Origin of the sequence: Streptomyces malaysiense (assembly GCF_000980885.2) — a bacterium.
Taxonomy (GTDB): Bacteria; Actinomycetota; Actinomycetes; order Streptomycetales; family Streptomycetaceae; genus Streptomyces; species Streptomyces malaysiense.
Map to the genome: position 1 here is coordinate 36,992 of NZ_LBDA02000039.1, position 23,888 is coordinate 60,879.

General features: G+C 74.3%; 22 protein-coding genes and 2 pseudogenes. 18 read left to right on the plus strand and 6 right to left on the minus strand.

Going from position 1 to position 23,888, the window contains the following annotated elements; genetic code table 11:
* The first annotated feature begins 39 nt into the window (after positions 1 to 39).
* Together VT52_RS17630 and VT52_RS17635 are read left to right on the plus strand one after the other, a co-directional pair.
* Positions 40 to 2,898, plus strand: a complete 2,859-nt coding sequence (locus tag VT52_RS17630) for a helix-turn-helix transcriptional regulator (protein WP_206306545.1) — start codon at positions 40 to 42, stop codon at positions 2,896 to 2,898.
* A 112-nt stretch (positions 2,899 to 3,010) separates the two neighbouring features.
* A complete protein-coding gene (locus tag VT52_RS17635; protein WP_046420113.1) occupies positions 3,011 to 3,208 on the plus strand; it encodes a hypothetical protein in 198 nt (65 codons plus the stop codon).
* A gap of 49 nt (positions 3,209 to 3,257) precedes the next feature.
* Here the strand turns inward: VT52_RS17635 and VT52_RS17640 are convergent, their stop codons facing one another.
* A complete protein-coding gene (locus VT52_RS17640; RefSeq protein ID WP_079175099.1) occupies positions 3,258 to 3,824 on the minus strand; it encodes an ion channel in 567 nt (188 codons plus the stop codon).
* A gap of 431 nt (positions 3,825 to 4,255) precedes the next feature.
* On the opposite strand from VT52_RS17640, the gene VT52_RS17645 reads away from it, so the two are divergent.
* Both VT52_RS17645 and VT52_RS17650 read left to right on the plus strand, forming a co-directional pair.
* On the plus strand, positions 4,256 to 4,756 hold the full coding sequence (locus tag VT52_RS17645; protein ID WP_046420116.1) for an SHOCT domain-containing protein: 501 nt from the start codon (positions 4,256 to 4,258) through the stop codon (positions 4,754 to 4,756).
* Positions 4,757 to 4,805: 49 nt separating this feature from the next.
* On the plus strand, positions 4,806 to 5,288 hold the full coding sequence (locus VT52_RS17650) for a DUF7144 family membrane protein (RefSeq protein ID WP_240509792.1): 483 nt from the start codon (positions 4,806 to 4,808) through the stop codon (positions 5,286 to 5,288).
* 650 nt (positions 5,289 to 5,938) lie between these two features.
* Here the strand turns inward: VT52_RS17650 and VT52_RS17660 are convergent.
* Positions 5,939 to 7,036 (minus strand): NAD(+)/NADH kinase, encoded by a 1,098-nt coding sequence (locus VT52_RS17660; RefSeq protein WP_046420119.1) that lies wholly within the window; start codon positions 7,034 to 7,036, stop codon positions 5,939 to 5,941.
* A 232-nt stretch (positions 7,037 to 7,268) separates the two neighbouring features.
* Between VT52_RS17660 and VT52_RS38005 the strand changes: the two genes are divergently transcribed.
* From VT52_RS38005 to VT52_RS17675, 4 genes are all read left to right on the plus strand, one after another.
* The gene (locus VT52_RS38005; RefSeq protein WP_167377708.1) at positions 7,269 to 7,418 is read left to right on the plus strand and encodes a hypothetical protein; all 150 of its coding nucleotides are present in this window, start codon (positions 7,269 to 7,271) and stop codon (positions 7,416 to 7,418) included.
* Positions 7,419 to 7,502: 84 nt separating this feature from the next.
* Complete coding sequence (locus VT52_RS17665) at positions 7,503 to 9,017, plus strand: purine-cytosine permease family protein (protein ID WP_046420122.1); 1,515 nt, start codon at positions 7,503 to 7,505, stop codon at positions 9,015 to 9,017.
* A 201-nt stretch (positions 9,018 to 9,218) separates the two neighbouring features.
* Complete coding sequence (locus VT52_RS17670) at positions 9,219 to 9,617, plus strand: SseB family protein (RefSeq protein WP_046420123.1); 399 nt, start codon at positions 9,219 to 9,221, stop codon at positions 9,615 to 9,617.
* Positions 9,618 to 9,746: 129 nt separating this feature from the next.
* Complete coding sequence (locus VT52_RS17675) at positions 9,747 to 10,844, plus strand: hypothetical protein (RefSeq protein WP_046420130.1); 1,098 nt, start codon at positions 9,747 to 9,749, stop codon at positions 10,842 to 10,844.
* Positions 10,845 to 10,904: 60 nt separating this feature from the next.
* On the opposite strand, the gene VT52_RS17680 is transcribed toward VT52_RS17675, so the two are convergent.
* Positions 10,905 to 11,339, minus strand: a complete 435-nt coding sequence (locus tag VT52_RS17680) for a MarR family winged helix-turn-helix transcriptional regulator (RefSeq protein WP_046420131.1) — start codon at positions 11,337 to 11,339, stop codon at positions 10,905 to 10,907.
* Positions 11,340 to 11,382: 43 nt separating this feature from the next.
* Entirely contained in the window at positions 11,383 to 11,739 is a 357-nt protein-coding gene (locus VT52_RS17685) for a VOC family protein (protein ID WP_046420133.1), read from the minus strand.
* Between the two features lie 366 nt (positions 11,740 to 12,105).
* Here VT52_RS17685 and crcB point away from each other — a divergent pair, with 366 nt between their 5' ends.
* The 10 genes and pseudogenes from crcB (at position 12,106) to VT52_RS39570 (ending at position 21,574) form a co-directional block, all read left to right on the plus strand.
* Positions 12,106 to 12,570, plus strand: a complete 465-nt coding sequence (gene crcB / locus VT52_RS17690; protein WP_046420135.1) for a fluoride efflux transporter CrcB — start codon at positions 12,106 to 12,108, stop codon at positions 12,568 to 12,570.
* Positions 12,567 to 12,953: a DUF190 domain-containing protein gene (locus tag VT52_RS17695; protein WP_046420138.1), complete on the plus strand. Its 387-nt coding sequence runs from the start codon at positions 12,567 to 12,569 to the stop codon at positions 12,951 to 12,953. Before crcB ends, VT52_RS17695 begins: the two co-directional genes overlap by 4 nt.
* Positions 12,950 to 13,195: pseudogene (locus tag VT52_RS17700) on the plus strand (fluoride efflux transporter FluC); the annotation flags it as partial. The gene VT52_RS17695 and the pseudogene VT52_RS17700, both read left to right, overlap by 4 nt.
* 131 nt (positions 13,196 to 13,326) lie before the next feature.
* On the plus strand, positions 13,327 to 14,163 hold the full coding sequence (locus VT52_RS17705; protein WP_046420140.1) for an undecaprenyl-diphosphate phosphatase: 837 nt from the start codon (positions 13,327 to 13,329) through the stop codon (positions 14,161 to 14,163).
* Between the two features lie 203 nt (positions 14,164 to 14,366).
* Positions 14,367 to 15,044: a FadR/GntR family transcriptional regulator gene (locus VT52_RS17710; protein WP_046420143.1), complete on the plus strand. Its 678-nt coding sequence runs from the start codon at positions 14,367 to 14,369 to the stop codon at positions 15,042 to 15,044.
* A 202-nt stretch (positions 15,045 to 15,246) separates the two neighbouring features.
* Complete coding sequence (locus VT52_RS17715) at positions 15,247 to 16,245, plus strand: asparaginase (RefSeq protein ID WP_046420145.1); 999 nt, start codon at positions 15,247 to 15,249, stop codon at positions 16,243 to 16,245.
* Between the two features lie 55 nt (positions 16,246 to 16,300).
* Positions 16,301 to 17,707: an aspartate ammonia-lyase gene (gene aspA / locus VT52_RS17720; protein WP_046420146.1), complete on the plus strand. Its 1,407-nt coding sequence runs from the start codon at positions 16,301 to 16,303 to the stop codon at positions 17,705 to 17,707.
* 63 nt (positions 17,708 to 17,770) lie between these two features.
* On the plus strand, positions 17,771 to 18,709 hold the full coding sequence (locus VT52_RS17725) for a glutaminase (protein WP_046420149.1): 939 nt from the start codon (positions 17,771 to 17,773) through the stop codon (positions 18,707 to 18,709).
* 145 nt (positions 18,710 to 18,854) lie between these two features.
* Positions 18,855 to 20,258: a polyprenol phosphomannose-dependent alpha 1,6 mannosyltransferase MptB gene (mptB, locus tag VT52_RS17730; protein WP_046422542.1), complete on the plus strand. Its 1,404-nt coding sequence runs from the start codon at positions 18,855 to 18,857 to the stop codon at positions 20,256 to 20,258.
* A complete protein-coding gene (locus VT52_RS39570; RefSeq protein ID WP_046422540.1) occupies positions 20,255 to 21,574 on the plus strand; it encodes a glycosyltransferase 87 family protein in 1,320 nt (439 codons plus the stop codon). Before mptB ends, VT52_RS39570 begins: the two co-directional genes overlap by 4 nt.
* A 131-nt stretch (positions 21,575 to 21,705) precedes the next feature.
* Here the strand turns inward: VT52_RS39570 and VT52_RS35755 are convergent.
* A pseudogene (locus VT52_RS35755) lies at positions 21,706 to 22,575 on the minus strand (D-alanyl-D-alanine carboxypeptidase family protein); the annotation flags it as partial.
* Positions 22,576 to 22,679: 104 nt separating this feature from the next.
* Positions 22,680 to 23,828, minus strand: coding sequence for a transcription termination factor Rho (gene rho, locus VT52_RS17745; protein ID WP_046422538.1), 1,149 nt, complete (start codon positions 23,826 to 23,828; stop codon positions 22,680 to 22,682).
* Between the last annotated feature and the right edge of the window lie 60 nt (positions 23,829 to 23,888).

The window sequence follows — 23,888 nt, forward strand, 5'->3', positions numbered from 1 at the left end:
GGGAGAGGAGCGGAGCGCGCCGACCGCGACCCGACGACGATGGTGGTGACCACCATGGGTGTGCCGGACGAGACCGGAGCGGACCCCCACGGGCCCGCCGATCCCTGTGGGGATCCGTTCCTGCGGACACGGTTCGCGATCCCCACCCTCCCGGTGACCTACCTGCGCCGCGACCGGTTGCTCGGACACCTGGACCTGGCCCCGCGCACCCCGCTGACCGTGGTCGGCGGGGCGGCGGGGGCGGGCAAGACGCTGCTGGTCGCCGACTGGGCCGCGACCCGGGGCAGGCGCGTCGCCTGGCTCACCGCGCAGATGGCCGACAAGGGCCGCGGCACCTTCTGGGCCTACCTGCTCCAGGCCCTGCGGCTGGCCGGGGTGACCCTCTCCGCCGAGGTCGGGCTGCCCGCCGAGGCCGGCCGCGTGGACGACGCGCTGCTCACCCGGCTGGCGGCGGAGCTCAGCGCCCGCGAGGCACCGGTGACCGCCGTCATCGACGAGTACGACCGCGTCACCGACCCGGAGATCGCCGACCAGCTGGAGTTCGTGCTCCGGCACGCGGACACCGGCATCCGCCTGGTCCTCGTCACCCGCACCGAGCCGCTGCTGCCGCTGCACCGCTACCGGGCGGCCGGCGCCGTCACCGAGATCCGCAACGACGAACTGGCCTTCACCTTCGAGGAGGCCGGCGACCTGCTGGCCCTGCACGGAATGCGGCTGCCGCCCGACGAGATCGGCGCGCTGCTGGCCCGCACCCGGGGCTGGGCGGCGGGGCTGCGGCTCAGCGCCCTGGCCGCGCAGGGGGAGCGCGACCCGCGGTCGTACCTGAGGGAGTTCGAGGCCGACCGCACCACCATCGGCGACTACCTGATCGCCGAGGTGCTCAGACGCCAGCGCGCCGAGACCCAGGACCTGCTGCTGCGGATCAGCGTCCTCGACCGGTTCTGCCCCGCCCTCGCCGACGCGCTCACCGGGCGGGCCGACGCCGAGCTGATCCTCACCGCGCTGCACCGCGAGAACGCCTTCGTGGAGGACCTCGGGCACTCCTGGTTCCGGCTCCACCCGCTGTTCCGGGAGATCCTGCGCGCCCATCTGCGGGCCCGCCACCCCGGCCTGGAGACCGAGCTGCACCGCCGGGCGGCGGCCTGGCTGCGCCGCCACGGGCCGCTCGGCGAGACCCTGGAGCACGCCGCCGCCGCGGGCGACTGGGCGGCCGCCGCCGATGCCCTCGTCGGTGATCTCGCCCTCGGCGAACTCCTCAGCGGCCCCCGCGCCGAGCCCCTCGCCGCGCTCTTCTCCGCCATGGGACCCGAGCCGCGGACCCCGGCCACCGACCTCGTCCGCGCCGCCCGCGAGTTGTCCGCGGGCGACCTCGACCGGGGCCTGCCGCACCTGGAACGGGCCGCGCGCGAGCTGGACGGCACCGCGAGTCGGCCCGCTCAGGAGCCGCACGGCCCCGTCCCCGAGCGGGACGAGCCGGGCGGACAGCCGCGTCAACCGGCCCCGGGCGCCGGGGACGCCCCGGCGGAGCAGGCCGCCGCCCGCCTCGGCTGCACCCTCCTGCGGGTCCTCGCCGCCCGGCTGACCGGTTCTCCCTCGCGCGCCGAGGCGGCCGCCCGCCACGCCGAGGAGCTGAAGCAGGAGGTCCCCGGCCGGCTGCTGGACCGGCACCCGGAACTGACCGCCCTGCTGCGCGCCCATCTCGGCGCGGCCCGCCTGTGGGCCGGACGGTTCACGGAGGCGCGCGCGGCCCTGACGGCGGTGACGGACCGCGGCCGCGCCACGCCGACGGCATCGGCACAGGTGCCGGCCCCGGAACCGGCCTCCCCGGTCAGGACACGTACCCCGGCGGCACCGGGACGCCCCTCGACGGCCCAGGTCCGCGAGGAGTGCCTCGCCCACCTCGCCCTGCTCGACCACCTCGACGGCCGCCCCGGCCGCGCCGAACGCAAGGCCCTCGCCGCGCTCGCCGCCGGCCACGCGGACCCCCGCACCCTCCCCGGGGTCGGCCCGGCCACCCTCGTCCTGGCCGCCGTCGCCACGGACCGCGACGAGCTGGACCGGGCCGAGACGCTCCTGGCGGCGCCGCCGGACGGGGACGACGCCCGGCAACCGGTGCGCGACCCGGTGACCAGGGCGCTGCACGCCCTGGTCACCGCGCGCCTCCTGCTGGCCCGGGGCGACATCGAGGGCGCTCTCGAGGCGGCCGACCGGACCGTCGCCGCCGAGGAGCCGTCCCCCTGGGCCGAGGCCCACGCGGCACTGGTGGCCGCCGGTGCCCATCTCGCCGACGGGCGACCGGAGCTGGCCGTCAAGCTGCTGAGGGAGCTGCCCGGCGAGGACCCGCTGTGCCTGCTGGGCGCGGCACGGGCGGAGCTGGCGGCGGGCTGCCCCTCGCACGCCCTGGACCTGCTCGACCGGATACACCCGCGGCACGCGCCCGGCCCCCTGATCGCCGTACGGACGGCCCTGCTCAGGGCGGAGCTCGCCGGGATCGAGGGCGACCGGGAGGCCCGGCGCCGGCTCGTGGCGCAGGCGCTGCGCGAGGCCCGGCGGGACCGGCTGCGGAGCCCCTTCAAGGAGGCGGGGCCCTGGCTGCGGCCGCTGCTCGCCACCCCGGCGCTGCGCCCGCTCGCCGAGGGCTGGCTCCTGCCCGGTGCCGGTACCCCGTACACCGCCGCGACCGTGCCCGAACCACCGCCGATGGTCGAGGAGTTGAGCGCCCGTGAACGGGATGTGCTGGTCCGGCTCGCGGAGATGATGTCCACCGAGGAGATCGCCGCCGACCTCTTCGTCTCCGTCAACACGGTCAAGACCCACCTCAAGAGCGCCTACCGCAAGCTGGGGGTGAACCGCCGGCACGACGCCGTGCACCGCGCCCGCGAACTGGGCCTGCTGTGACGGCGCGGGCTCACATCACCTGCGGCGGGTGAGGCCCGGAGCCGGACCGGGGCGCAGGATCGCAGGAGGAGGGCCGGGTACGCCCGTCCGCGGCACGCGGGGAAGGCACCTCATGCGCTACGAGATTCGCGTCGACGGCGAGCTGACGGAGACGCTGGCCAAGGCGTTCCCCGAGCTGGACCACGTGGTGGTGTCCGGCCACACCATCCTGTTCGGCCGTGTCCTGGACGAGGCGCACCTGTACGGCCTGCTGGCCCGCTGCCAGTCCCTCGGCCTGCGGGTCCTGGAGATGCGTCAGGCGCCGCAGTGAGCCAGGGGTCCCCCGCGCGAGTCCCCGGCCTCCCGGGACGGGGGAACTCCTAGGGTTCCCGCCCCTTCTTGGCGAGCCCCGCGTTCACCGCCGCCGCGAGCAGCCGTACGGCCACACCCACCAGCAGCAGGCCGCACGCCATCTGGCACATCACCGTCACCCGGCCCACCTCCGAGCGCGCGGTGATGTCGCCGTACCCCACGGTGGTGAACGTGGTCAGCGTGAAGTACAGGGAGTCGGTCCTGGTCAGCGGCTCGGAGAAGGAGCCGGGGGAGTCGTGTTCGATGATGTGGTAGACGCTGGCGAAGACGACCAGATAGAGGCCGACCGTGGCGACCAGCGCCTCCACCGCCTTCAGCCGCGGGTACGGCGCGTTCATGATCATCCACGCCTCCCAGCCGAAGACCAGCACGACCGCGAGCAGCCCGCACAGCAGCAGGAGGACCGTCTCCAGGGTGGTGCGGGCGTCCAGCGGCACCAGGTAGTAGGCGACGATCAGGGCGGTCACGATGGCCGTCGTGCGGGCGAAGGACGCGGCCGCGGCCCGGCGTTCCGACCCGCTGTACAGGGGACGCCAGGTGTCATCCGACGGTGCGCGCCTCGCTGGATCGGTCATCGTGTGTCTCTTCCGCCGCTTCGCCGCAGGCAGGACGCCTGCGCCCGCTACCCACCTCAGCGCCCCGGCCCCCGTACGGGATCACCCGCCAGGGGTGATCCCGTACGGGCCACCAGGGGCGACGCTGTCCGTGTGAGGTCCCCGCACAAGGCCCCGTCGGCCGGCCGGGAGCGGCCTCGGGCACGGGACGGAGGAGCCATGACCTCCCTCGCGCGACCCGGGTCCGCACGGCCCCCACGGCCCGTCCCCGGACCGGAGCACGTTCCCGACGGGGCCGCACCTCGGCGGCGACCGCGCCCCGGAGCCCCCCGGGCCCCGGAGCCGGCCGCCGTTCACCCGCGCAGGGTGAAGCGTCCCTCTCCCGCCGGAGCGCAGCCTGAGGACGGTGGACGACCGACTACCGGGCGCGGTCCCGGGACGGAGGGAGCGACATGAGCGAGACCTACCTCGCGTACGACTATCCGGCGCTGAGCGTCTTCTGGTCCATGCTGGTGTTCTTCCTGTGGATCATGTGGTTCGTGCTGCTCTTCCGGGTGGTCATGGACATCTTCCGCGACGACTCCCTGGGCGGACTGGCCAAGGCCGCCTGGCTGGTGTGCGTCGTCGTGCTGCCGTTCCTGGGCGTCTTCGTCTATCTGATCGCCCGCGGCAAGGGCATGGGCCGCCGCGAGGTCGAGCAGGCCCGCGCCCAGCAGAACGCGCTCGACAGCTACATCCGCGAGACCGCCCGGGGCGGCACCTCCAGCGCCGACGAACTCGCCCGGCTGTCCGAGATGAAGGCCCGCGGCGACATCACCGAGGAGGAGTTCCGCAAGGCGAAGGACATGGTGTTCGCCGCCCACGGACCGTCCACGGGCGCATCCGGGGGTACGGGGCCGGAATCCACCGGATCCGGCCGCTCGGGAACCGTCTCCTCCACCACCCCGCACTGAACCGCCCCGCACCGACCTACCGCACACCGGAGAGAATCGAGGTGGCACGATGACCGCACCCCAAGCACACCACAACACCGGCCCCGGCAGCGGCCCTGGTGCCGGCACCGGCGCCGGCACCAGGCACGAGCCCACCACCAAGGAACTGTGGGCCACCGGCCTGACCGCGTTCGCCGCGGTGATGCTGCTGCTCACCGGCGTCCTGGACATCTTCCGCGGCATCATGGGGATCGCCCGGGACGACGTCTTCCTCGCCACCCGCAGCTACGTCTTCCAGTTCAGCCTCACCGGTTGGGGCTGGGTGCACCTCGTCCTGGGTGCCGTGGCCGTCATCGTCGGCCTGGGACTCATGAAGGTGTCGACGTGGGCGCGGGCGACCGGCGTGGTGATCGCCGCGCTGATCATCATCGCCAACTTCCTGTCCCTGCCGTACTCCCCCGTCTGGTCGATCGTGATGATCGCCCTCGCCGCGTTCACCATCTGGGCGCTGTGCGTGGTGCGGAAGGAAGGCGACCAGGGCCTGTTCGGCTGAACCACGCGCGCCGTACAGTCGGCGCCGTGGTGGAACGCCCCGGCCTGCGGTGGGACGGCGTGACCCTCCGGGCGGCGCTCGCGCCCCGGTTCGCGAAGGAACGCGACCGGCTCGCGGACGCCGCCCGCGACGGTGACCGGCGAACCGTGACGGAGATCCTGGCCGAGCGGCCGGAGTGGGCCGGCTGCGCCCGGCCGGCAGGCCGTGGCGGACACACCCCGCTGCACCGGGCCGGCCTGGCGGGGCGCCGGCCCGGTCGGGCGGCCGCCGGCCCACCGGGCCGCGCGGACGCCGCGGACCACGGACGGGGAACGGGCCGTCGGCATCGCCGCCCGGCGGCCACCACCATCTCGCCGCACCCCCGCGCCCGGTCCTCCGCCGGCCGCTGCCGCCGGAACCGGGCACCCTGCTCCAGGGCGACTCGGACCGGCTGATCCGGCACCGTTCGGCCCTGGGGGCGGCACCAGCCCGGTCGAGCGGCACGCGCTCCGCCTGCCCGGTGGTGGCCGTACCGACCGAACCCGCCCACCCGGAATGCCGTTCCCCCTATCGGAGATGTACGGCGGCCTCCGGGTCGTCCCGGACGACGGTTGGACCGGCCGTCGACAGCCGGATCCGGATCGTCGGCGGCTCCGAGCGCACCGCCCGGGTCACACCGCGGGGGGTGTACCTCCAGGAGGGGGACCGGCCGTGACCTCCGGTGCGCCCGGCAGCGCCAGATGGGCGAGGTCGGCCGGGCGCGGCGAGTTCACCGGCCACAAGGGGGCCGCCCGGCCGTCGGCGAGCGCGGCCGGCGCGTCGGTGAGGTTCATGCGCTCACGCAGCCGGCCGTAGAAGTCCATCGGACCCAGCCGTACCGCCTTCAGCCGGCGGGGCGCGGCGTACACGCCGATCCAGTCCCCGGGTCCCAGCACCCCGCGCAACTGGCCGTCGACGCTGACCGCGGCCTGGCCCGAGCGTTCCAGCACCCGCAGGGCGACGGGCTCGTCCGGGGCGGCCACGACCGAGCGGTCGAACACCATGTGCGGGGCCACCGGCGTGAAGACCAGCGCCTCGGCGCGCGGCGAGACCACCGGCCCCCCGGCGGCGAAGCTGTAGGCGGTGGAACCCGTGGGCGTGGCGACCAGCAGCGCGTCCGCCGAGTAGCAGGCGAGCAGCCGGCCGGCCAGATACACCGCGACCGACACCTGCCGGTCCCGGGCCAGCTTCTCCAGGACGACGTCGTTGAGCGCGGTGACGTTCATCGCGACACCCCAGTCGCCGCCCGCCGCACAGTCCGTCCGCACCCGGGGCGGCGGCAGCATCGGCCCCCGCCCGTACCGCGTCAGCGCCTCCATCTGCGCGGGCACCTCCAGCCGGCAGGAAGCCCGCATGGTGAGCAGCATCCGGCTCTCCACGGTGATCCGCTCCTCGTACACCGCGTCCAGGGCCGCCCGTACGGCGGGGACCGGCACCTCGGTCAGGAAGCCGACCCGCCCGAGGTCCACACCGAGCACCAGGGCGTCGTTCTCCGCCGCGAGCCGGGCGCCGCGCAGAAAGGTGCCGTCGCCGCCGAGCGTGACGATCAGGTCGGGGTCGCCCGCCGCGTCGACCTCCGCGCGGGCGCTGTGCCGGGCGCCCTCCTGCCAGACGTCGATGTCGGTGCACACCACCGCGTGCTCCTCGCACCACTCGCGCACCGCCCCGGCGGCCGCCTGCGCCTCGGCGCGCCCGCCGTGCACGACCAGGCCGACACGGTTCACCGCCATACCCGCACCACCCGCCTTCGAGTCGGCTCCTGCCGAGCGTCATCCTCGCCGGGGACGGCACGGCGCACGCGCGCGCCACGCCGCCGGGCGGCACCGGCGTACCTCTCCCCGGCGGCCGGGACCCGCCGTGCGCGCGGCCGGACCGGTTCACCCGCCCGACCCCTCATGACCTCCCCGCCGGGCGGGTACCCGGGACGTGCCCACAGACGTACGGACCGCGGGGGAGGCCCCGATGAGCGAGTACACCACCCCTTCCCAGGCCGAGGGCGAGCGGGAGCCCCAGGACGTCGGGGCGGCACAGCCGACCCGCACCACTCCGTCCCAGGCGGAGGGACCCGCCGAGGAGACCCCCGAGCAGGACGCCGAGGAGGGCCGCCACTGACCAGGATCCCGAGTGCCCGCCTGCGTTGCGGCCCCCGCGGTGCCGACCTAGCGTGATCTCGACACGTCAGACAGGTAGGCCGTGATGACGCACCCGCACGACCCCCTCGGCATCACCGGCGACAGAGCCGCCGCCCGCCCGATCCAGCTGGAGACGCACGGGCTCGACGTGATCGGGGACGCGGACCGCAGGGGTACCCCGCGCATGCTGTTCTGGCCCTGGTTCGGCGCGAACGTCTCCGTGCTCGGGCTCAGCTACGGCGCCTTCGCGTTCGGCTTCGGCATCTCCTTCTGGCAGGCACTCGTCGCGGGCTCGATCGGCATCGTCGTCTCGTTCCTGCTCTGCGGCTTCGTCTCGGTCGCCGGGAAGCGCGGCTCGGCGCCCACCATGGTGCTCAGCCGCGCCGCCTACGGGGTGCGCGGCAACCGGCTGCCGTCGGTGGTCTCCTGGATGCTCACCGTGGGCTGGGAGACCGCGCTCATCTCGCTCGCCACCCTGGCCACCGCGACCGTCTTCACCAGCCTCGGCTGGGGCGGCGGCACCGAGACCAAGGTGGTCGCCCTGATGGTGGTGGCGGCCCTGACCGTCGTCGCCGGTGTCATGGGCTTCGACCTGATCATGCGGCTCCAGACGGCCATCACCGTGGTCACCGGTGTGCTGACCCTCGTCTACGTCGGCCTCGTCGCGCACCAGGTCGACTGGGACGCCGTCAAGGCGGTGCCGGGCGGTTCCGCGCAGCAGATGATCGGCGCACTGGTCTTCATGATGGCGGGCTTCGGCCTCGGCTGGATCAACGCCGCCGCCGACTACTCCCGCTATCTGCCGCGCGACTCCTCCAGCCGGGGCGTGATCGGCTGGACCACCTTCGGCGGCTCGCTGGCACCCGTGCTGCTGCTGGTCTTCGGCGTGCTGCTGGCCGGGTCCTCGCCGCAGCTGAGCCGAGCCATCGCGGACGACCCGATCGGCGCCCTGACCACGATCCTGCCCACCTGGTTCCTGGTGCCGTTCGCCGTGGTCGCCGTGCTCAGCCTGGTCGGCGGCGCCGTCCTCGACATCTACTCCTCCGGCCTCGCCCTGCTCTCCGCCGGACTGCGCGTGCCCCGCTACCTGGCCGCGCTCTGGGACGGCTGCCTGATGATCGCCGGGTCGATCTACATCGTGTTCTTCGCAGGCGGCTTCCTCGCCCAGTTCATGGGCTTCCTGACCACGCTCGGCGTGCCCGTCGCCGCCTGGTCCGGAGTCATGCTGGCCGACCTCGCGCTGCGCCGCCGCAACTACGACGACGGCGACCTGTTCCGCCCCCACGGCCGCTACGGCGACGTCCCGCTGGTGCCCCCGCTGCTCACCCTCGCCGCCACGGCCGTCGGCTGGGGCCTGGTCACCAACACCGCCGCGCACTGGCTGGGCTGGCAGGGCTACCTCCTCGGACCGCTGGGCCTCGGCGGCCGTACCGGCGCGTGGGCGTACGCCAACCTGGGCGTCGTGATCGCCCTCGCCCTCTCCTTCCTCGGCACCCTGCTCCTCGGCCGGCGCCGGGTGCGTGCCCAGGAGGCCCTGGCCCCCAGCCCGGCGCCGGGCGAGGAGATCCTCAGGGCCTGAGCCCGTCCCCGTGATCCGAGGCCCGCCCACCGCACCCCGCACATCCGCCGTTTCGCACGTACGTCCGAGTCCGTGTCCCCGCGCCCCGCCTCTTCCGGTTCGGACGCATGTCCCGGGTCCGCACCGGGTACGCGAGGCGGGAGCCCGCCCGGACGGTTCGCCCGGGTGGCCCGTACGACCACCGCTACCTGGGGATCTGCCATGGAGACACCCGCACACGACGCCCTTCCGACGCCGGCCCAGCAGGCGCTGGACGCCCTGGTCGCCAACGCCGAGGACCAGGGGGCCCTGGACACCCTCGCCCACAGCGACGTGCTCGTCCCCGTGCCGGACGACGCGCTCGACGGCGAGGGCGCCGACGCCACGACGGTGGCCCTGCCCATCCTGGAACAGCCCGGAGGGGACCCGGTCGTCCCCGTCTTCACCACGGAGAACGAGATGGCCGAGCTCCTGCCCTTCGTCTCCCGCTACCGCCTCATCCCGCTGGGCGCGCTGGCCTCGCAGTGGCCCGACGAGGAGATCTCCCTGGCGATAGACGGCAGCTCGGAGCACGCGCTCACGCTGACGTCCCAGGGAGTACGCACCCTGCTGGCCCGCTGAGCCGGGGCGCCCGACGGAGGCGGGGCGGCGCCGGTCCAGGGCTTCGCCGGGCGGACGTGCCCGGCCGCGGGACCGCCCGCGACCGCCCCCGGAACGATCTCCGTACCGCAGGGGCGGCAAAATACCCCCATGGAATACATCGCCGGCACGGCGGGCGCCCTGCTGCTCCTCGCCGTGCTGAGCAGCATCCTGCGCACCCTCGTCGTCCCGCGGGGCCTCTACTCCACGCTGGTGTTCCGCCTGTGGTGGCTGCTGCGCAGGCTCCTGCGGCTGGCCACCCCCCACGGTGACTACGAGGCCATCGACCGCGCCCAGACCTGGCTGGCGCCCCTCATGCTGGTCGGCATGCTCGCCAGCTGGCTCCTCGGCGCCCTGCTCGGGTTCGGCCTGCTCCTGACCGCGGTGTCCTCACTGACCTGGAGCACCGCCTTCCGCGAGGCCGGATCCAGCCTGTTCACGCTCGGCTTCGCCAGCGGCGCCCGGTGGAAGCTCTCGGTCCTCGACTTCGTCGCCGCGGCCACCGGCCCGGTCCTGATCGCCCTCCAGATCGCCTACCTGCCCACGCTCTACGCCGCCTACAACCGCCGCGAGGTGGAGGTCACTCTCCTCCAGGCCAGGGCGGGCGAGCCCTCCTGGGGCCCGGAGATCCTGGCCCGGCAGTGGCTGGTCGACACCGAGACCGCGCTGCCGGAGCTGTACCGGGCCTGGGAGCGGCTGGCCTCGGACATGGGCGAGAGTCACTCCACCTACCCGGTGCTGCTGACGTTCCGCTCCCCGCGCCCCTACCGCAGCTGGCTGGTGGGACTGGTCGCCGTGATGGACGCGGCGGCGCTCCAGCTGGCCCTGGACCCGAAGACCGCGCCGCCGGAGGCCCGCCTGGTGCTGCGGGCCGGGTTCAGCGCGCTGCGCGACATCGCCCGCGCGGTGCGCGCCCCCTTCGAGGAAGACCCCTCGCCGAGCGCCCCCATCCGGCTCAGCTACGCCGAGTTCGACGCGGCCGTGGCGATGCTGGACTCGGCCGGCTTCCGTGCCGAGCGCACCCCCGAGGAGGCGTGGCCGCACTTCCGGGGCTGGCGGGTCAACTACGAGGCCGTCGCCTACGAACTGTGCCGCCGGTGCGACGCCGTACCGTCCCTGTGGACCGGCCCCCGTGACTTCCCGACGACCCCGATCCCGCCGCGCCGCCCGAGGGACCGGCGTCCGGAAGATCCGCCGGAGGGCGTCTAGCCGGGACCCTTCCCGCGGACCGGACCGGACCGGACCGGACCGGCTCCGGGCGGCGGCGCCTCAGCCGCGGGCCGGGCCCGACTCGAACGGGCGGCCCGCGTCCTCCCGCTCGGTCAGCATCCGCTCCAGCACGGCCCGTTGCACCGGCAGCACCTCGGTGTGCAGGCCGCGGCCCTTGGTGGTGAGGGCGACCCAGACGCCGCGGCGGTCCTCGGCGCACACCGAGCGCTCCACCAGGCCGTCCTTCTCCAGCCGGCCGATCAGCCGGGACAGGGCGCTCTGGCTCAGGTGCACCCGCCCGACCAGGTTCTGCACCCGGCAGTGGTCACCGTCCCGGGGCGACTCGGCGGCCAGGATGTCCAGCACCTCGAAGTCGCTGGCGCCCAGCCCGTAGGGGTGCAGCGCGCGGTCGATCTCACACATCGTGCGCGCGTGCACGGCGAGGATGTCCCGCCAGCGTTCCTCGAGCCGGGCATCGGCCGTTCTCACTGCCATACCGGCACCGTAGCACCGATCCAGCCACTCGTTGAGTGTGCAACTACTTTTCGGAGACGGGATCCTGGAGCAGCCCCACCATGTTGCCGTCGGCGTCCTTCACGGAGGCCACGAGCCGCCCGTTGCCGACGTCCCGGGCGTCCTGGACGATCTCCGCGCCCGCCGCCACCAGTGCCGCCAGCCGCTCCCGCAGATCGGTGACGTGCCAGAACGGCACCGGCCCGGCCAGGCCCTGTGCGTGCCCGTTCGGGTCGAGGCCGATGTCCTGGCCCCCGGCCCTGAAGCCGATGTAGTACGGCTCGTCGGCGTACGGCTCGACGCCCAGCAGCGCGCCGAACAGGGCCTTGGCCCGCTCCGGGTCCTTGACGGGGTAGATGATCGTCTGCACGCCGGCGGTCATGTGACTCACTCCTTGAGAGGCCGAGGGCCAGGGGTACGGGGTCCGACGGGCTCCCCGTCGGTGCTCCCACGCTAGGCCGGGGGAGGCCGCCACGGCTTCTCGAATCCTGACCGGTTCGGCCCCGTCATGGGCGAGGGCGCACCATGCCGCCGGGGCGCGCCCTCGCGGTGCGCGGCGCGGTGCGCGGCGCGCGATCCGCGCCACCGCTACATCCCCTGCGGCCCGCGAACCCGCCGGGAGAAGAAGACTGGGTGAACGGTTCGGTGGAAGGGCCACGACGTGGCCGGGGGCGGCCGATGCGGCGGTAGTGTGGTGCCCGGCCGTGATCACCCACCGGGGGCCGGCCGAGCAGGAGACGCGAGAACGATGACAACCCCCGAAGCCGGCACCCTTCGCGCCCGCCTCGCACCGCGCCGGCGGACGCGGTGGCGTGCCCAGGGCCCCGTCGTCGCCGTGGTCGCGGCCGGCGGCGCCCTCGGTGCCTGCGCCCGCTACGGGCTCGGACTCGTCGGGCCCACCGTGCCCGACGGCTTCCCCTGGACGACCTTCTGGACCAACCTCGCGGGCTGCGCCGTGATGGGCGTGTTCATGGTGTTCCTCACCGAGGTGTGGGCCGCCCACCGCCTCGTCCGCCCCTTCTTCGGCACCGGTGTGCTCGGCGGCTTCACCACCTTCTCCACCTACGCCGTCGACGTCCGCCGCCTGGTCGAGGCCGGCCGCCCCGGGATCGGCCTCGTCTATCTGGTGGCGACACCCTGCGCGGCCCTCGCGGCGGTGTGGCTCGCCTCGGCCACCGTCCGCGGGGTGCTGACCAGGAGGGAACGGGCATGACCTCGCTCACCGGCCGCGCGCTGCGGCTGACCGTCTACATCGGTGAGGACGACACCTGGCACCACAAGCCCCTCTACAGCGAGATCGTGCACCGCGCGCACGCCGCCGGGCTCGCGGGAGCCAGCGTCTTCCGGGGCATCGAGGGCTACGGCGCCTCCTCCCGCATCCACACCTCCCGCCTGCTCTCCCTCAGCGAGGACCTGCCGGTCGCGGTGGTCGTCGTGGACACCGAGGAGCGCGTACGGGCCTTCTTGCCCGAGCTGGACGAACTGGTGCGCGAGGGCCTGGTGACGCTGGACGAGTGCGAGGTCGTGCGGTACGTCGGCCGCGCGCCCGGACCGGACCCCGCGACGGCCGGGCCGGAAGGCGGGGAACCGTCGTGAACTGGCTGCTCGTGGTGGCCAAAGCCGTGGTCGGCGCCCCCGCGCGCTGTCTCACCGACCGCGCCGTCCAGTCCCGGCACGACTCGGTCTTCCTGTGGGGCACCTGTGTGGTGAACGTCGTCGGCAGCCTGATCCTCGGGCCGGTCACCGGCGCCGTCGCCACCGGGGCCGCGGGGGCCCGCACGCAACTCCTGCTCGGTACCGGTCTGTGCGGGGCGCTGACCACGTGCTCGGCCTTCGCCGGGTACCGGCTCGCCGGCACCGTGTAGAACCGGGCGCTCGGCGGCCCGCCGGGCGCGGCGAGTACTGTCCACCACGCTGTCGAACCACGCTGCCGAACACTGTCGACCTACTCTCCTCAGAACTGGATCCCATGAGCGCCATCTCTGTCGGTCAGGCCGTCGTCCTCGGAGTCGTCGAGGGGGTGACCGAGTTCCTCCCCGTGTCCTCCACCGGCCACCTCAAGATCGCCGAGGGGCTCATGAGCATCCCCGTCGACGACAAGTCCGTCGTCGGGTTCTCCGCGGTCATCCAGGTCGGCGCCATCGCCGCCGTGCTCGTGTACTTCTTCAAGGACATCAAGCGGATCGTCTCCGCCTGGTTCCGCGGCCTGACCAACCGCGAGGAGCGCTACCACCACGACTACAAGTTCGCCTGGTGGGTGATCGCCGCGACCATCCCGATCGTCGTGGTGGGCCTTGCCGCGAAGCCGCTCATCGAAGGGCCGCTGGCCTCGCTGTGGGTGGTGGCCGGTTCGCTGATCGTCGGCTCCGGCGTGATGTGGTGCGCCGACCAGATGGGCCGCCACAAGCGCGGTGAGGACGACACGTCCTTCAAGGACGCGATGTGGGTGGGCTGCTCCCAGATCCTCGCCCTGCTCTTCCCCGGCTTCTCCCGCTCCGGCGCCACCATGTCCACCGCGCTCGTCCTGGACCTGGACCGCGTCGCCGCGACCCGCCTCTCCTTCTTCCTCGGCATCCCCGCGCTGACCGGCGCCGGCATCTACGAGCTGAAGGACGCCCTGGGCGCGGGCGTGGGCGCCGCCCCGCTGGCCGTCGGCACCGTCGTCTCCTTCGTCGTGGCCTACGCCTCGATCGCCTGGCTGCTGAAGTTCGTCGCCAAGCACTCCTTCAACGCCTTCGTGATCTACCGCGTCATCATCGGCGTGGGCCTGCTGGGCCTGCTCGGCACCGGTGTGCTCAACGCCTGAGCCGTGATCTCCCGGCCATCCCACGGGGTGCGGCGGCCCGAGCGCGGGCGCCGCACCCCGTGCGCGTTCCGCGGTGCCCCGGGCGGTCCGGCCGCGGGTCCGACGCGGCCGTCTTGACAGAGCGGGCGGGCAGCGCGCAGGATCGGCCCGTGAACCTGTCAGACAGCCAGACAGGTGGTACCGGCCCGCGGCGCGTGAGCGCGATGGAAGCGGTCCTCGGCCACCTCCGCGGCGCCATCGAACGCGGCGACTACGCCATCGGCGACAAGCTGCCCTCCGAGGCCGAGCTGGGCCGCACCCTCGAGGTCTCCCGGCCCGTGCTGCGCGAGGCGCTGCGCGCGCTCCAGGCGATGGGCCTCACGGTCTCCCGGACCGGCAAGGGCACCTTCGTCGTCGCCGACGCCGTGGAGGACCCCACCTTCGGCGACTACGCGGCCAGCGACCTGATGGAGGTCCGCCGGCACATCGAGATCCCGGTCGCCGGGTACGCGGCCCTGCGCCGCAGCCCCGACCACCTGGACCGGCTGGCCCACCTGCTGGACCGCATGGAGCGGGAGACGGACACCATCGCGTGGGTCGCGATGGACACCCTCTTCCACCTCACCGTGGCCGAGGCCGCCCAGAACCCGGTCTTCCGCCGGGTCATCGAGGAGATCCGCGACGCCCTGGCGCGCCAGTCCGCCTTCCTCAACGAGCTCGGCGGCCGCCGCGAGCAGTCCGACCGTGAGCACCGCGCCATCGTGGAGGCGCTCACCGACGGCTCCGAGCACGACGCCCTGGCGGCCATGAGCCACCACCTGGACCGCGTCGAACGCACCCTCACCGACATCGTGCGCCCCAGACGGCCGGACCCGGCCGCGCACGGCGCGCCCGAGGCATGAGCGCCGCCCACCCCTGACCCCCCGGACACCCCGAGGCCGGCACCGGACGCACCACCGTGCCCCTTCGCCGCCGGCCGCCACGGCAACGGGCGCGGTCCGTACCGCCCGTGCCCGCCCGTGCGCCCCGCACCCCGCGCCCCCGACCGGCGCGCCGCCGCGTGACCCGCGGACCGGCCGCCCCGACTCCTTGATGCAGGCAGAAATGGACATACACTTCCCCGCCGACGCGCCCGTCGTCCGCGCACCCGGCCACGCCCCGGTCGCCCACCTCGTCCGCGGCGGCGTGGTCGAGGGCATCCACTACGGCTCCGTCGTCGTCCTCGGCGCCGACGGCACCGTCCAGCACCGGATCGGCGACATCGAGGCCGCCTTCTACCCGCGTTCGGCCGTCAAACCCCTCCAGGCCGTCGCCATGGTGCGGGCCGGGCTGCCGCTGGACGGCGAACTGCTGTCCCTGGCCGCCGCGAGCCACTCCGGCGAGGAGCGCCACCTCGCCGGTACCCGGCGCATCCTCGAACTGGGCGGACTCGCCGAGGACGACCTGCGCAACGTCCCCGACATGCCCTTCGACCCCGCCGTCCGCGACACCTGGGTGCGCGCCGGACGGGCGCCCTCCCGGCTCGCGCAGAACTGCTCCGGCAAGCACGCGGCGATGCTGTGGACCGCGCGGCTCAACGACTGGTCCCTGCCGGACTACCTGGACCCCGCGCACCCCTTGCAGCGGGCGATCCGGGAGACCGTCGAGGACCTCACCGGGCAGCGGGTCGCACACGTCACCGTGGACGGCTGCGGCGCGCCCCTGTTCGCCGTCTCCCTGCACGGGCTCGCCCGCGCGCTGTCCCGGATCGCCTCGGCGGCGCCCGGCACGGCGGAGGCGAAGGTCGCCGACGCGATGCGGGACCACGCGGAGATGGCGTCCGGCGCGAGCCGCGATGTCGCCGCGCTGATGCGGGCCGTGCCGGGGCTGCTCGCCAAGGACGGCTTCGAGGGCGTCCAGGTCGCCGCGCTGCCGGACGGGCGGGCGGTGGCCGTGAAGATAGCGGACGGGGCGGACCGCGCGCGCATACCGGTCGCGGCGCGGGCCCTTGAGCGGGCCGGGGTGGACCCGGCGCTGCTGACCGGCTTCGCGGGGCAGGCGCTCCTCGGCGGCGGGGTCCCGGTGGGGGCCGTGCGCGTGGTGGGCGAGCCCGATCCCGCCTGAGACCACCCCTCGCCGACGTTTCCCCTCCCGACGCCCAGAAAGCGGATCACCTCTCATGACCACCACCCGGCGCGAACACGACCTCCTCGGCGATCGGGACGTGCCCGCCGACGCCTACTGGGGCATCCACACCCTGCGGGCGACCGAGAACTTCCCCATCACCGGCATGCCGATCTCGGCGTACCCGCATCTGATCGACGCGCTGGCCGCCGTGAAGGAGGCCGCCGCGCTCGCCAACGAGGAACTCGGTCTGCTGGCACCGGAGAAGGCCCGCGCGATCGTCACCGCCTGCCGGGAGATCCGGCGGGGCGAGCTGCACGAGCAGTTCGTCGTGGACGTCATCCAGGGCGGGGCCGGCACCTCGACCAACATGAACGCCAACGAGGTCGTGGCCAACCGGGCGCTGGAACTCCTCGGCCGCGCCAAGGGCGAGTACACGTACGTACACCCCAACGAGGACGTCAACCTGAGCCAGTCGACCAATGACGTCTACCCGACCGCCGTCAAGATAGCGACGGTCTTCGCGGTCCGTGGACTGCTCAGGGCGATGGCGGTGCTCCAGGACTCCTTCGCGGGCAAGTCCGTCCAGTTCCGCGACGTGCTCAAGATGGGCCGCACACAGCTGCAGGACGCGGTACCGATGACGCTCGGTCAGGAGTTCTCCGCGTTCGCCGTCATGATCGACGAGGACCGCAGCCGTCTCGCCGAGGCCGTCGAGCTGATCCACGAGATCAACCTGGGCGCCACGGCGATCGGTACCGGGATCAACGCTCCGTCCGGATACGCCGAGGCGGCCCGCCGGCATCTGTCCGCGATCACCGGGCTGCCGCTGGTCACCGCCGCCAACCTGGTCGAGGCCACCCAGGACTGCGGCGCCTTCGTGCAGATGTCCGGTGTGCTCAAGCGGATCGCGGTCAAGCTCTCCAAGAGCTGCAACGACCTGCGGCTGCTGTCCTCCGGTCCGCGCGCCGGGCTCGGCGAGATCAACCTGCCGCCGGTGCAGGCCGGTTCGTCGATCATGCCGGGCAAGGTCAACCCGGTCATCCCCGAGGTGGTCAACCAGGTCGCCTTCGAGGTCATCGGCAACGACGTCGCCATCACCATGGCCGCCGAGGCCGGCCAGCTCCAGCTCAACGCCTTCGAACCGGTCATCCTGCACTCCCTGTCGGAGTCCGTCACCCACCTGGAGCGGGCTTGCCTGACGCTGGCCGAGCGCTGCGTCGACGGCATCACCGCCAACACCGAGCGGCTGCGCGCGAGCGTGGAGAACTCCATCGGACTGGTCACCGCGCTCAACCCGCACATCGGCTACACGGCGGCCACCGAGATCGCCAAGGAGGCCCTGGCCACCGGGCGCGGGGTCGCCGAACTGGTCCTGGAGAAGGGTCTGCTGCCCGCCGGGACGCTGGCTGGGCTGCTGCGCCCCGAGATCATCGCGGGCAGCGGGGCACCGGCCGCCTGACCTGCGGTTACCAGGGATTCAGAAGCAGGGGCGAGTGGGCTCCGGGAACGGTACGGAGGCACAATGGTGATCATGACAACGACGTCGTCCCCCACCTTCCTGCCGGTCCTGGAGCGCATAGCCGAGGAACTGGAACGCACGCCGGGCCGCGGCCGCGCCGCCGACTACATCCCGGCGCTGGCCGCGTGCGACCCCCGGACCTTCGGCATGGCCGTCGCCGAGCTGGACGGCACCGTGTACGGGGTGGGGGAGTGGCGGCAGCCGTTCTCCGCGCAGTCCATCACCAAGGTGTTCACCCTCGCCCTGGACCTGGCCCGCGAGGGCGACGAACTGTGGGAGCACGTCGGCCGCGAGCCCTCCGGCAACCCGTTCAACTCCCTGGTCCAGCTGGAGTACGAGAACGGCATCCCGCGCAACCCCTTCATCAACGCGGGCGCGCTCGTGGTCACCGACCGCCTCCAGACCCGTACCGGGGACGCGGCCGGCGAACTGCTGGACTTCCTGCGCGCCGAGAGCGGAAACCTCGCGCTGGACTTCGACCAGGAGGTCGCCGCCTCCGAGACCGCGCACGGCGACCGCAACGCCGCGCTCGCCCATTTCATGGCGTCCTACGGCAACATCGACAACGAGGTGCCGGCCCTGCTCGACCAGTACTTCCGGCAGTGCTCGATCGCCGCCTCCTGCGCCGACCTCGCCCTCGCCACCGGCTTCCTCGCCCGGCACGGCATCCGCGCCGACGGCAGCCGGCTGCTCAGCCGCAGCCAGGCCAAGCAGGTCAACGCGGTGATGCTGACCTGCGGCACGTACGACGCGGCGGGCGACTTCGCCTACCGGGTCGGCCTGCCCGGCAAGAGCGGCGTCGGCGGCGGCATCATCGCCGTCGTGCCGGGCCGCTGCACCCTGTGCGTCTGGAGCCCCGGCCTGGACGAACGCGGCAACTCCGTGGCCGGCGTGGCGGCCCTGGACCGCTTCACCACTCTGACCGGCCTGTCCGTCTTCTGAGACGACCGGCCCCCTGAGCCGCCGGACGCCGGCCCGCCCCCCCGCCGAGCCCCCACCACGCCCCGGCCACGCCTCGGCCCCCGGACGGACGGGCCCTCGTCGTCCCGCGGACATCCGGCGTTGCCACGCTGAGCCGGTGTTGGCCATGGCATTCCCCTTCGACCTGCGCCGCTGCCGGCTGCTCGGACTGGTCGGTACCGCCTTCCTCGCACTCGGCGGGGAGAGCGCCGGTGCCCTGCCGGTGGCGGAGCTGCCGGCGCCCGCCTCGGCCCGGGAGGCCACGGGGCTGGTCGCGGTGTACTTCGGCGTCGTGCTGCTGATAGCCGCCTGGGTGCTCCTCGGCCGTCTGGTGCGCGGGCCGCGGCCGCCCGCGCCGCGCGCCCTGCTGCTCGTCCTGGCCGTCTGGGCCGCCCCGTTGCTGCTCGCCCCGCCGCTGTTCAGCCGCGACGTCTACAGCTACCTCGCGCAGGGCGCCATGGCCGAGGCGCACATGGACGTCTACACCCAGGGCCCCGCGGCCCTCGGCGGTCCGCTCGCCGACCAGGTGGCCCCCATGTGGCAGCACACCGGGGCGCCGTACGGCCCCGCGTTCCTGGGCCTCGCCTCCGTGCTGTCCGGCCTCACCCGGGGCGAGCTGCCCGCGGGCCTGATCGGCATGCGCCTGCTCGCGCTCCTCGGGGTGGCCCTGATGGCGTTCGCGCTGCCCCGGCTCGCCCGGCACAGCGGTGCCGACCCGGCCGCCGCGCTCTGGCTCGGCGCCCTCAACCCGCTGGTGCTGCTGCATCTGGTCGCGGGTGCCCACAACGACGCGCTGATGCTCGGACTGCTCGGGCTCGGCCTGGTCGCCGCCCGGCGCGGGCCCGTTCCGGGCGCCGTACTCGTCACCCTCGCCGCGCTGGTCAAGGCACCGGCCGCGCTCGGACTGCTCGCCGTGGTGGCGTTCCAGGTCCGCGCCGGGCGACGCCTCCTGCCAGCCGCCCTGACCACCGCGGCCGTATGCGCCGCGACCACGGTCGCCGCCACCGTGGCGGCCGGCACCGGCTACGGCTGGCTCGGCGCCCTCGGCACCCCGGTCTCCTCGCGGAACTGGGCGCTGACCAGCCTGCTCGGCCGGGCCACCGGCGCCCTGCTGGACCGCCTCGGCACCGGTCCGGCCCCGTCGGCCGTCTCCGGCTGGCATCTGCTCGGCCTGGTCGCCACCGCCTTCGCGATCCTGTTCATATGGCTGCGGCCGCGCCTCGGACCGGTGTACGCGCTCGGCCTGAGCCTGCTCGCCCTCGCCGTGTTCGGCCCCGCGATCCGCCCCTGGTACGTCCTGTGGGGCCTGTTCCCGATCGCCGCCGCCGCGCCCAGCACCCCGGTGGGGCACCGGGCCGCCGCCCTCGCCGGGGTGCTCGCCCTCGCCGTCCTGCCCGGCGGCGGCCCCGCCGACGCGGGCGAGCTGGTGCTCGCCGTCTGCGGCGGGCTGCTCGGCGTGGTCGTCCTGTGGCAGGCACACCAGGCGGCCCAGGCGCCCGCCGTGTCCCCGGCCCCGGGGCGCGTCGCGTGACGGGTCCGCGCACCGAGCGGGGCAGGCTGCTGCTGGTCCTCGCCCTCGCCGCCGCGGTGACCGCGTTCACCGCGACCGTGCCGCTGCTGCGCGGCTTCTTCGACCTGCGCGTCTACTACGGCACCGTGCACACCTGGGTGCACCACGGCGGCCTCATCTACGACTACCGGGTACCGGGCACGCGGTACGGCTTCACCTATCCGCCGTTCGCCGCGGTCCTCATGCTGCCCCTGGCCCTGCTGGACCGCACCTCGGCGATCGCCGCCTCCCTGGTGGTGAACGCGGCGGCCCTCGGCGTCGTCCTGCGCGTCCTGGCCGGCGACCGCTGGCGGCGGCACGGCTGGTACCGCTGGTCGCTGGCCCTGTGCGCGCTCGCGCTGTTCGAACCCCTGCGGGACACCTTCAGCTTCGGCCAGGTCAATGTCGTACTCCTGGCCCTCGTCCTCACCGACGCCTGGCTGCTGGCGAGCGGCCGGGGCCGCTGGGCAGGCGCCGGGATCGGGCTCGCGGCGGCCGTCAAGCTGACTCCGGGCCTGTTCATCGGGACGCTGCTGCTCGCGGGGCGCCGCCGGGCCGCCGCGCGCGCGACCGCCGTCGCCGCCGCCGTGACCGCGCTCGCCGCCCTGGTGGATCCCGCCGCGTCCCGGTTCTACTGGACCCGGGCGCTGTGGGACACCGGCCGGGTGGGCCGCCTGGACTACGTCTCCAACCAGTCGCTCCAGGGCGTGCTGGCCCGGCTCGGTGCGAGCGGCCGCCCGCTGTGGGCGCTCGCGGTGCTGGCGACCCTGTGCGTCTGGGCGTGGCGGACCCGCCGGGCGGCGCGGTCCCGCGACTGGACCGCCGCCTTCGCCCTCACCGGGACGGCGGCCTGCCTGGTCAGCCCGATCACCTGGGTGCATCACCTGGTGTGGCTGCTGCCCTCCTTCGCGGTCCTCGTACGCGCCGGGCACCGGCGCGTCGCGGGCGCGCTTCACGCGGTGCTGTGCACCAGCGTGGTCTGGCTGTGGTCCGACGACGCCTCGGGCCTCGGCGGCTTCCTCGGCGGCAACCTCTACACCTGGATCGCCCTGGGCCTGCTGCTCGGTCTGCCGACCGGTCAGCCGCGCGCCGCCCTGTCCCTGCCCCGGGCCCTGCCCCTGGCGCGCAGCGCGAGCGCCATCGCGGCCGCGCCCAGCCCGGCGAGTCCCGCCCCGACGGCGGTGCCCGACCAGCCGTCGTCCGGCGTCCCGGACGTGGCCGCGGCCACGGGTGCGGCCGACGCGCTCGGCCGGGGCTTGGGGCGCAGCCCGTCCAGCGAGCCCACCGGATCCACCTGACCGTCCGCCGCGAAGCCCCAGTCGAGCAGTTCGCGCGCCTCCTCGTACACCTCGAAGCCATTGCCGGCCTGAGGGTTCATCACGGTCACCTCCAGGGTGCGCCCGCCCCGCCGGGCGGCGGCCACGAGGGTGTTGCCCGCGTTGGTGGTGTATCCGTTCTTGACGCCGATCAGGCCCGGGTAGGGCGCCACTCCGTCGGCGCCGGTGAGCAGCCGGTTGGTGTTCTCGATGGCGTACGGCGCGCCGTCACCGGGGAACTCGGCCTGCGCGGTGGAGCAGTACTCGGCGAAGTCGGGGTTGCGCAGGCCCTCGCGGCCGAAGACGGCCAGGTCGTAGGCGGAGGACACCTGGCCGGGGGTGTCGTAGCCGTCCGGGGACAGCACCCGGGTGTCCAGGGCGCCCAGGGCACGGGCATTGGTCTGCATTCGCTCGGCGGTGGTCTTCCAGCCGCCGTTCAGCGAGGCGAGCACGTGCACCGCGTCGTTTCCGGAGCTGAGGAAGACCCCCCGCCACAGGTCCGCCACCCGGTAGCTGTGACCCTCCTCGACCCCGACCAGGCTGCTGCCCTCGGCGACGTCGGCCAACTCCTGGTAGCGCACGGTGTGCTGCATCCCGCTGGGCAGTTTCGGCAGCACGGTGAGGGCGAACAGGGTCTTCAGCGTGCTGGCCGGCGGCAGCGCCCGGTGCGCCTCGCTGGCGGCCAGCACCTGCCCGCTGCCCGTGTCGGCGACCAGCCAGGACAGGGCGGAGAGGTCCGGCAGGTCGGGGGCGCCCCGGCGCGGGCGCACCTGCACGCCGGAGCGGTAGAGCAGGGCTGGGGCCGGGACGGCCGCCCGGGGCGCGGGGGGCGCGGGTTCGCCGTCGCGGGGCAGCGCGCCGCTTCGGTGCCGGGCGGCGGCGGCCGGTGCGGCGCCGGTCAGGGCCGGGGAGAACGCCAGCAGGCCCGCCACGCACAGGGAACAGACGGGTACGACAGCCCGATATTTGAATCTGGTGATCATATGATCAACGTACGAACGGGAGTGGTGTGCGCGCGTCGGCCGCGCCGTCCGGCCCAACGGAGCAACCCGGATGCCAGCGGAGCAACCCGGTTGCCGTACCCGGGTCAGGCCGCGGGCAGCGTCGGCAGGACCTGCCGCAGAAAGGCCGCGTTGCCGGGGGTGCGCCGCATCCGCTCCAGCAGGGTCTCCAGGCCCGCCGGGGAGCCCTCGCGCGGGCGCAGGGCGCGGCGCAGCCGGTGCACGGCGCCCAACTCGGCCGGGGTGAGCAGCAGTTCCTCGCGCCTGGTGCCGGAACCGTCGAGGTCCACGGCGGGGAAGACGCGCCGCCCGGCCAGTTCCCGGTCCAGCCGCAGCTCCATGTTGCCCGTGCTCTTCAGCTCCTCGAAGAAGTAGCCGTCGGCACGCGACCCCGTGTCCACCAGGGCGGTGGCCAGGACGGTGAGCGAGCCGCCCTCCTCGGCCTCGCGGGCGGCGCCGAAGAACCGCTTGGGGCCCAGCAGCGCGCCCGCGTCGACGCCGCCGCTGAGAGTGCGGCCGCCCGCGCCGGAGGCGTTGTTGTGCGCCCGGCACAGCCGGGTCAGCGAGTCCAGCAGCACGACGACGTCCTCGCCGGCCTCGACCAGCCGCTTGGCCCGTTCGACGACGAGTTCGGCGAGGGCGATGTGCTCCTTGGCGGCGCGGTCGAAGGTCGAGGCGTACACCTCGCCCCGCACCGTGCGGCGCATCTCGGTGACCTCCTCGGGGCGCTCGTCCAGCAGCAGCACCATCAGCCGGCACTCGGGGTGGTTCCCGGCGACGGCCGCGGCCAGCTGTCGCAGCAGCACCGTCTTGCCGCTCTTCGGCGGGGCAACGAGGAGCCCGCGCTGGCCCTTGCCGACCGGTGTGAACAGATCGGCGACCCGGCCGGCCGGCCCGGCGTCCGGGTGTTCCAGACGCAGGCGCCGGCGAGGGTGCAGCGGTGTGAGGTCGCGGAAGTGCCGGCGGGCGGCGGGGTCGCCGGGCGCGCGGCCCTCGACCCGGGTGACCTCGGTCAGCGTGCGCCGCGCGCCCGTGGCGCCCTCGACGAGGTCGCCCTTGCGCAGCCCGTACCCGCGGATCAGTGCGGCCGGCACCTGCGGGTCGGCGGGGGTGGGGAGGAGACCGGCGGGCCGCAGGTGCCCCTTCCCGTGCCCGTCGATGTCGAGCACGCCGGTGACGAGCGGGGCGAGCGGGGCCTGGAGCCCGGCCGGGGGATGTTCGGCTGTGGTGGTCATGGAGGGGTGTCCTTTCGCGGACGAAGAGCGGGGAAGAGCGGGGGAGGGAGGAACGGCCGC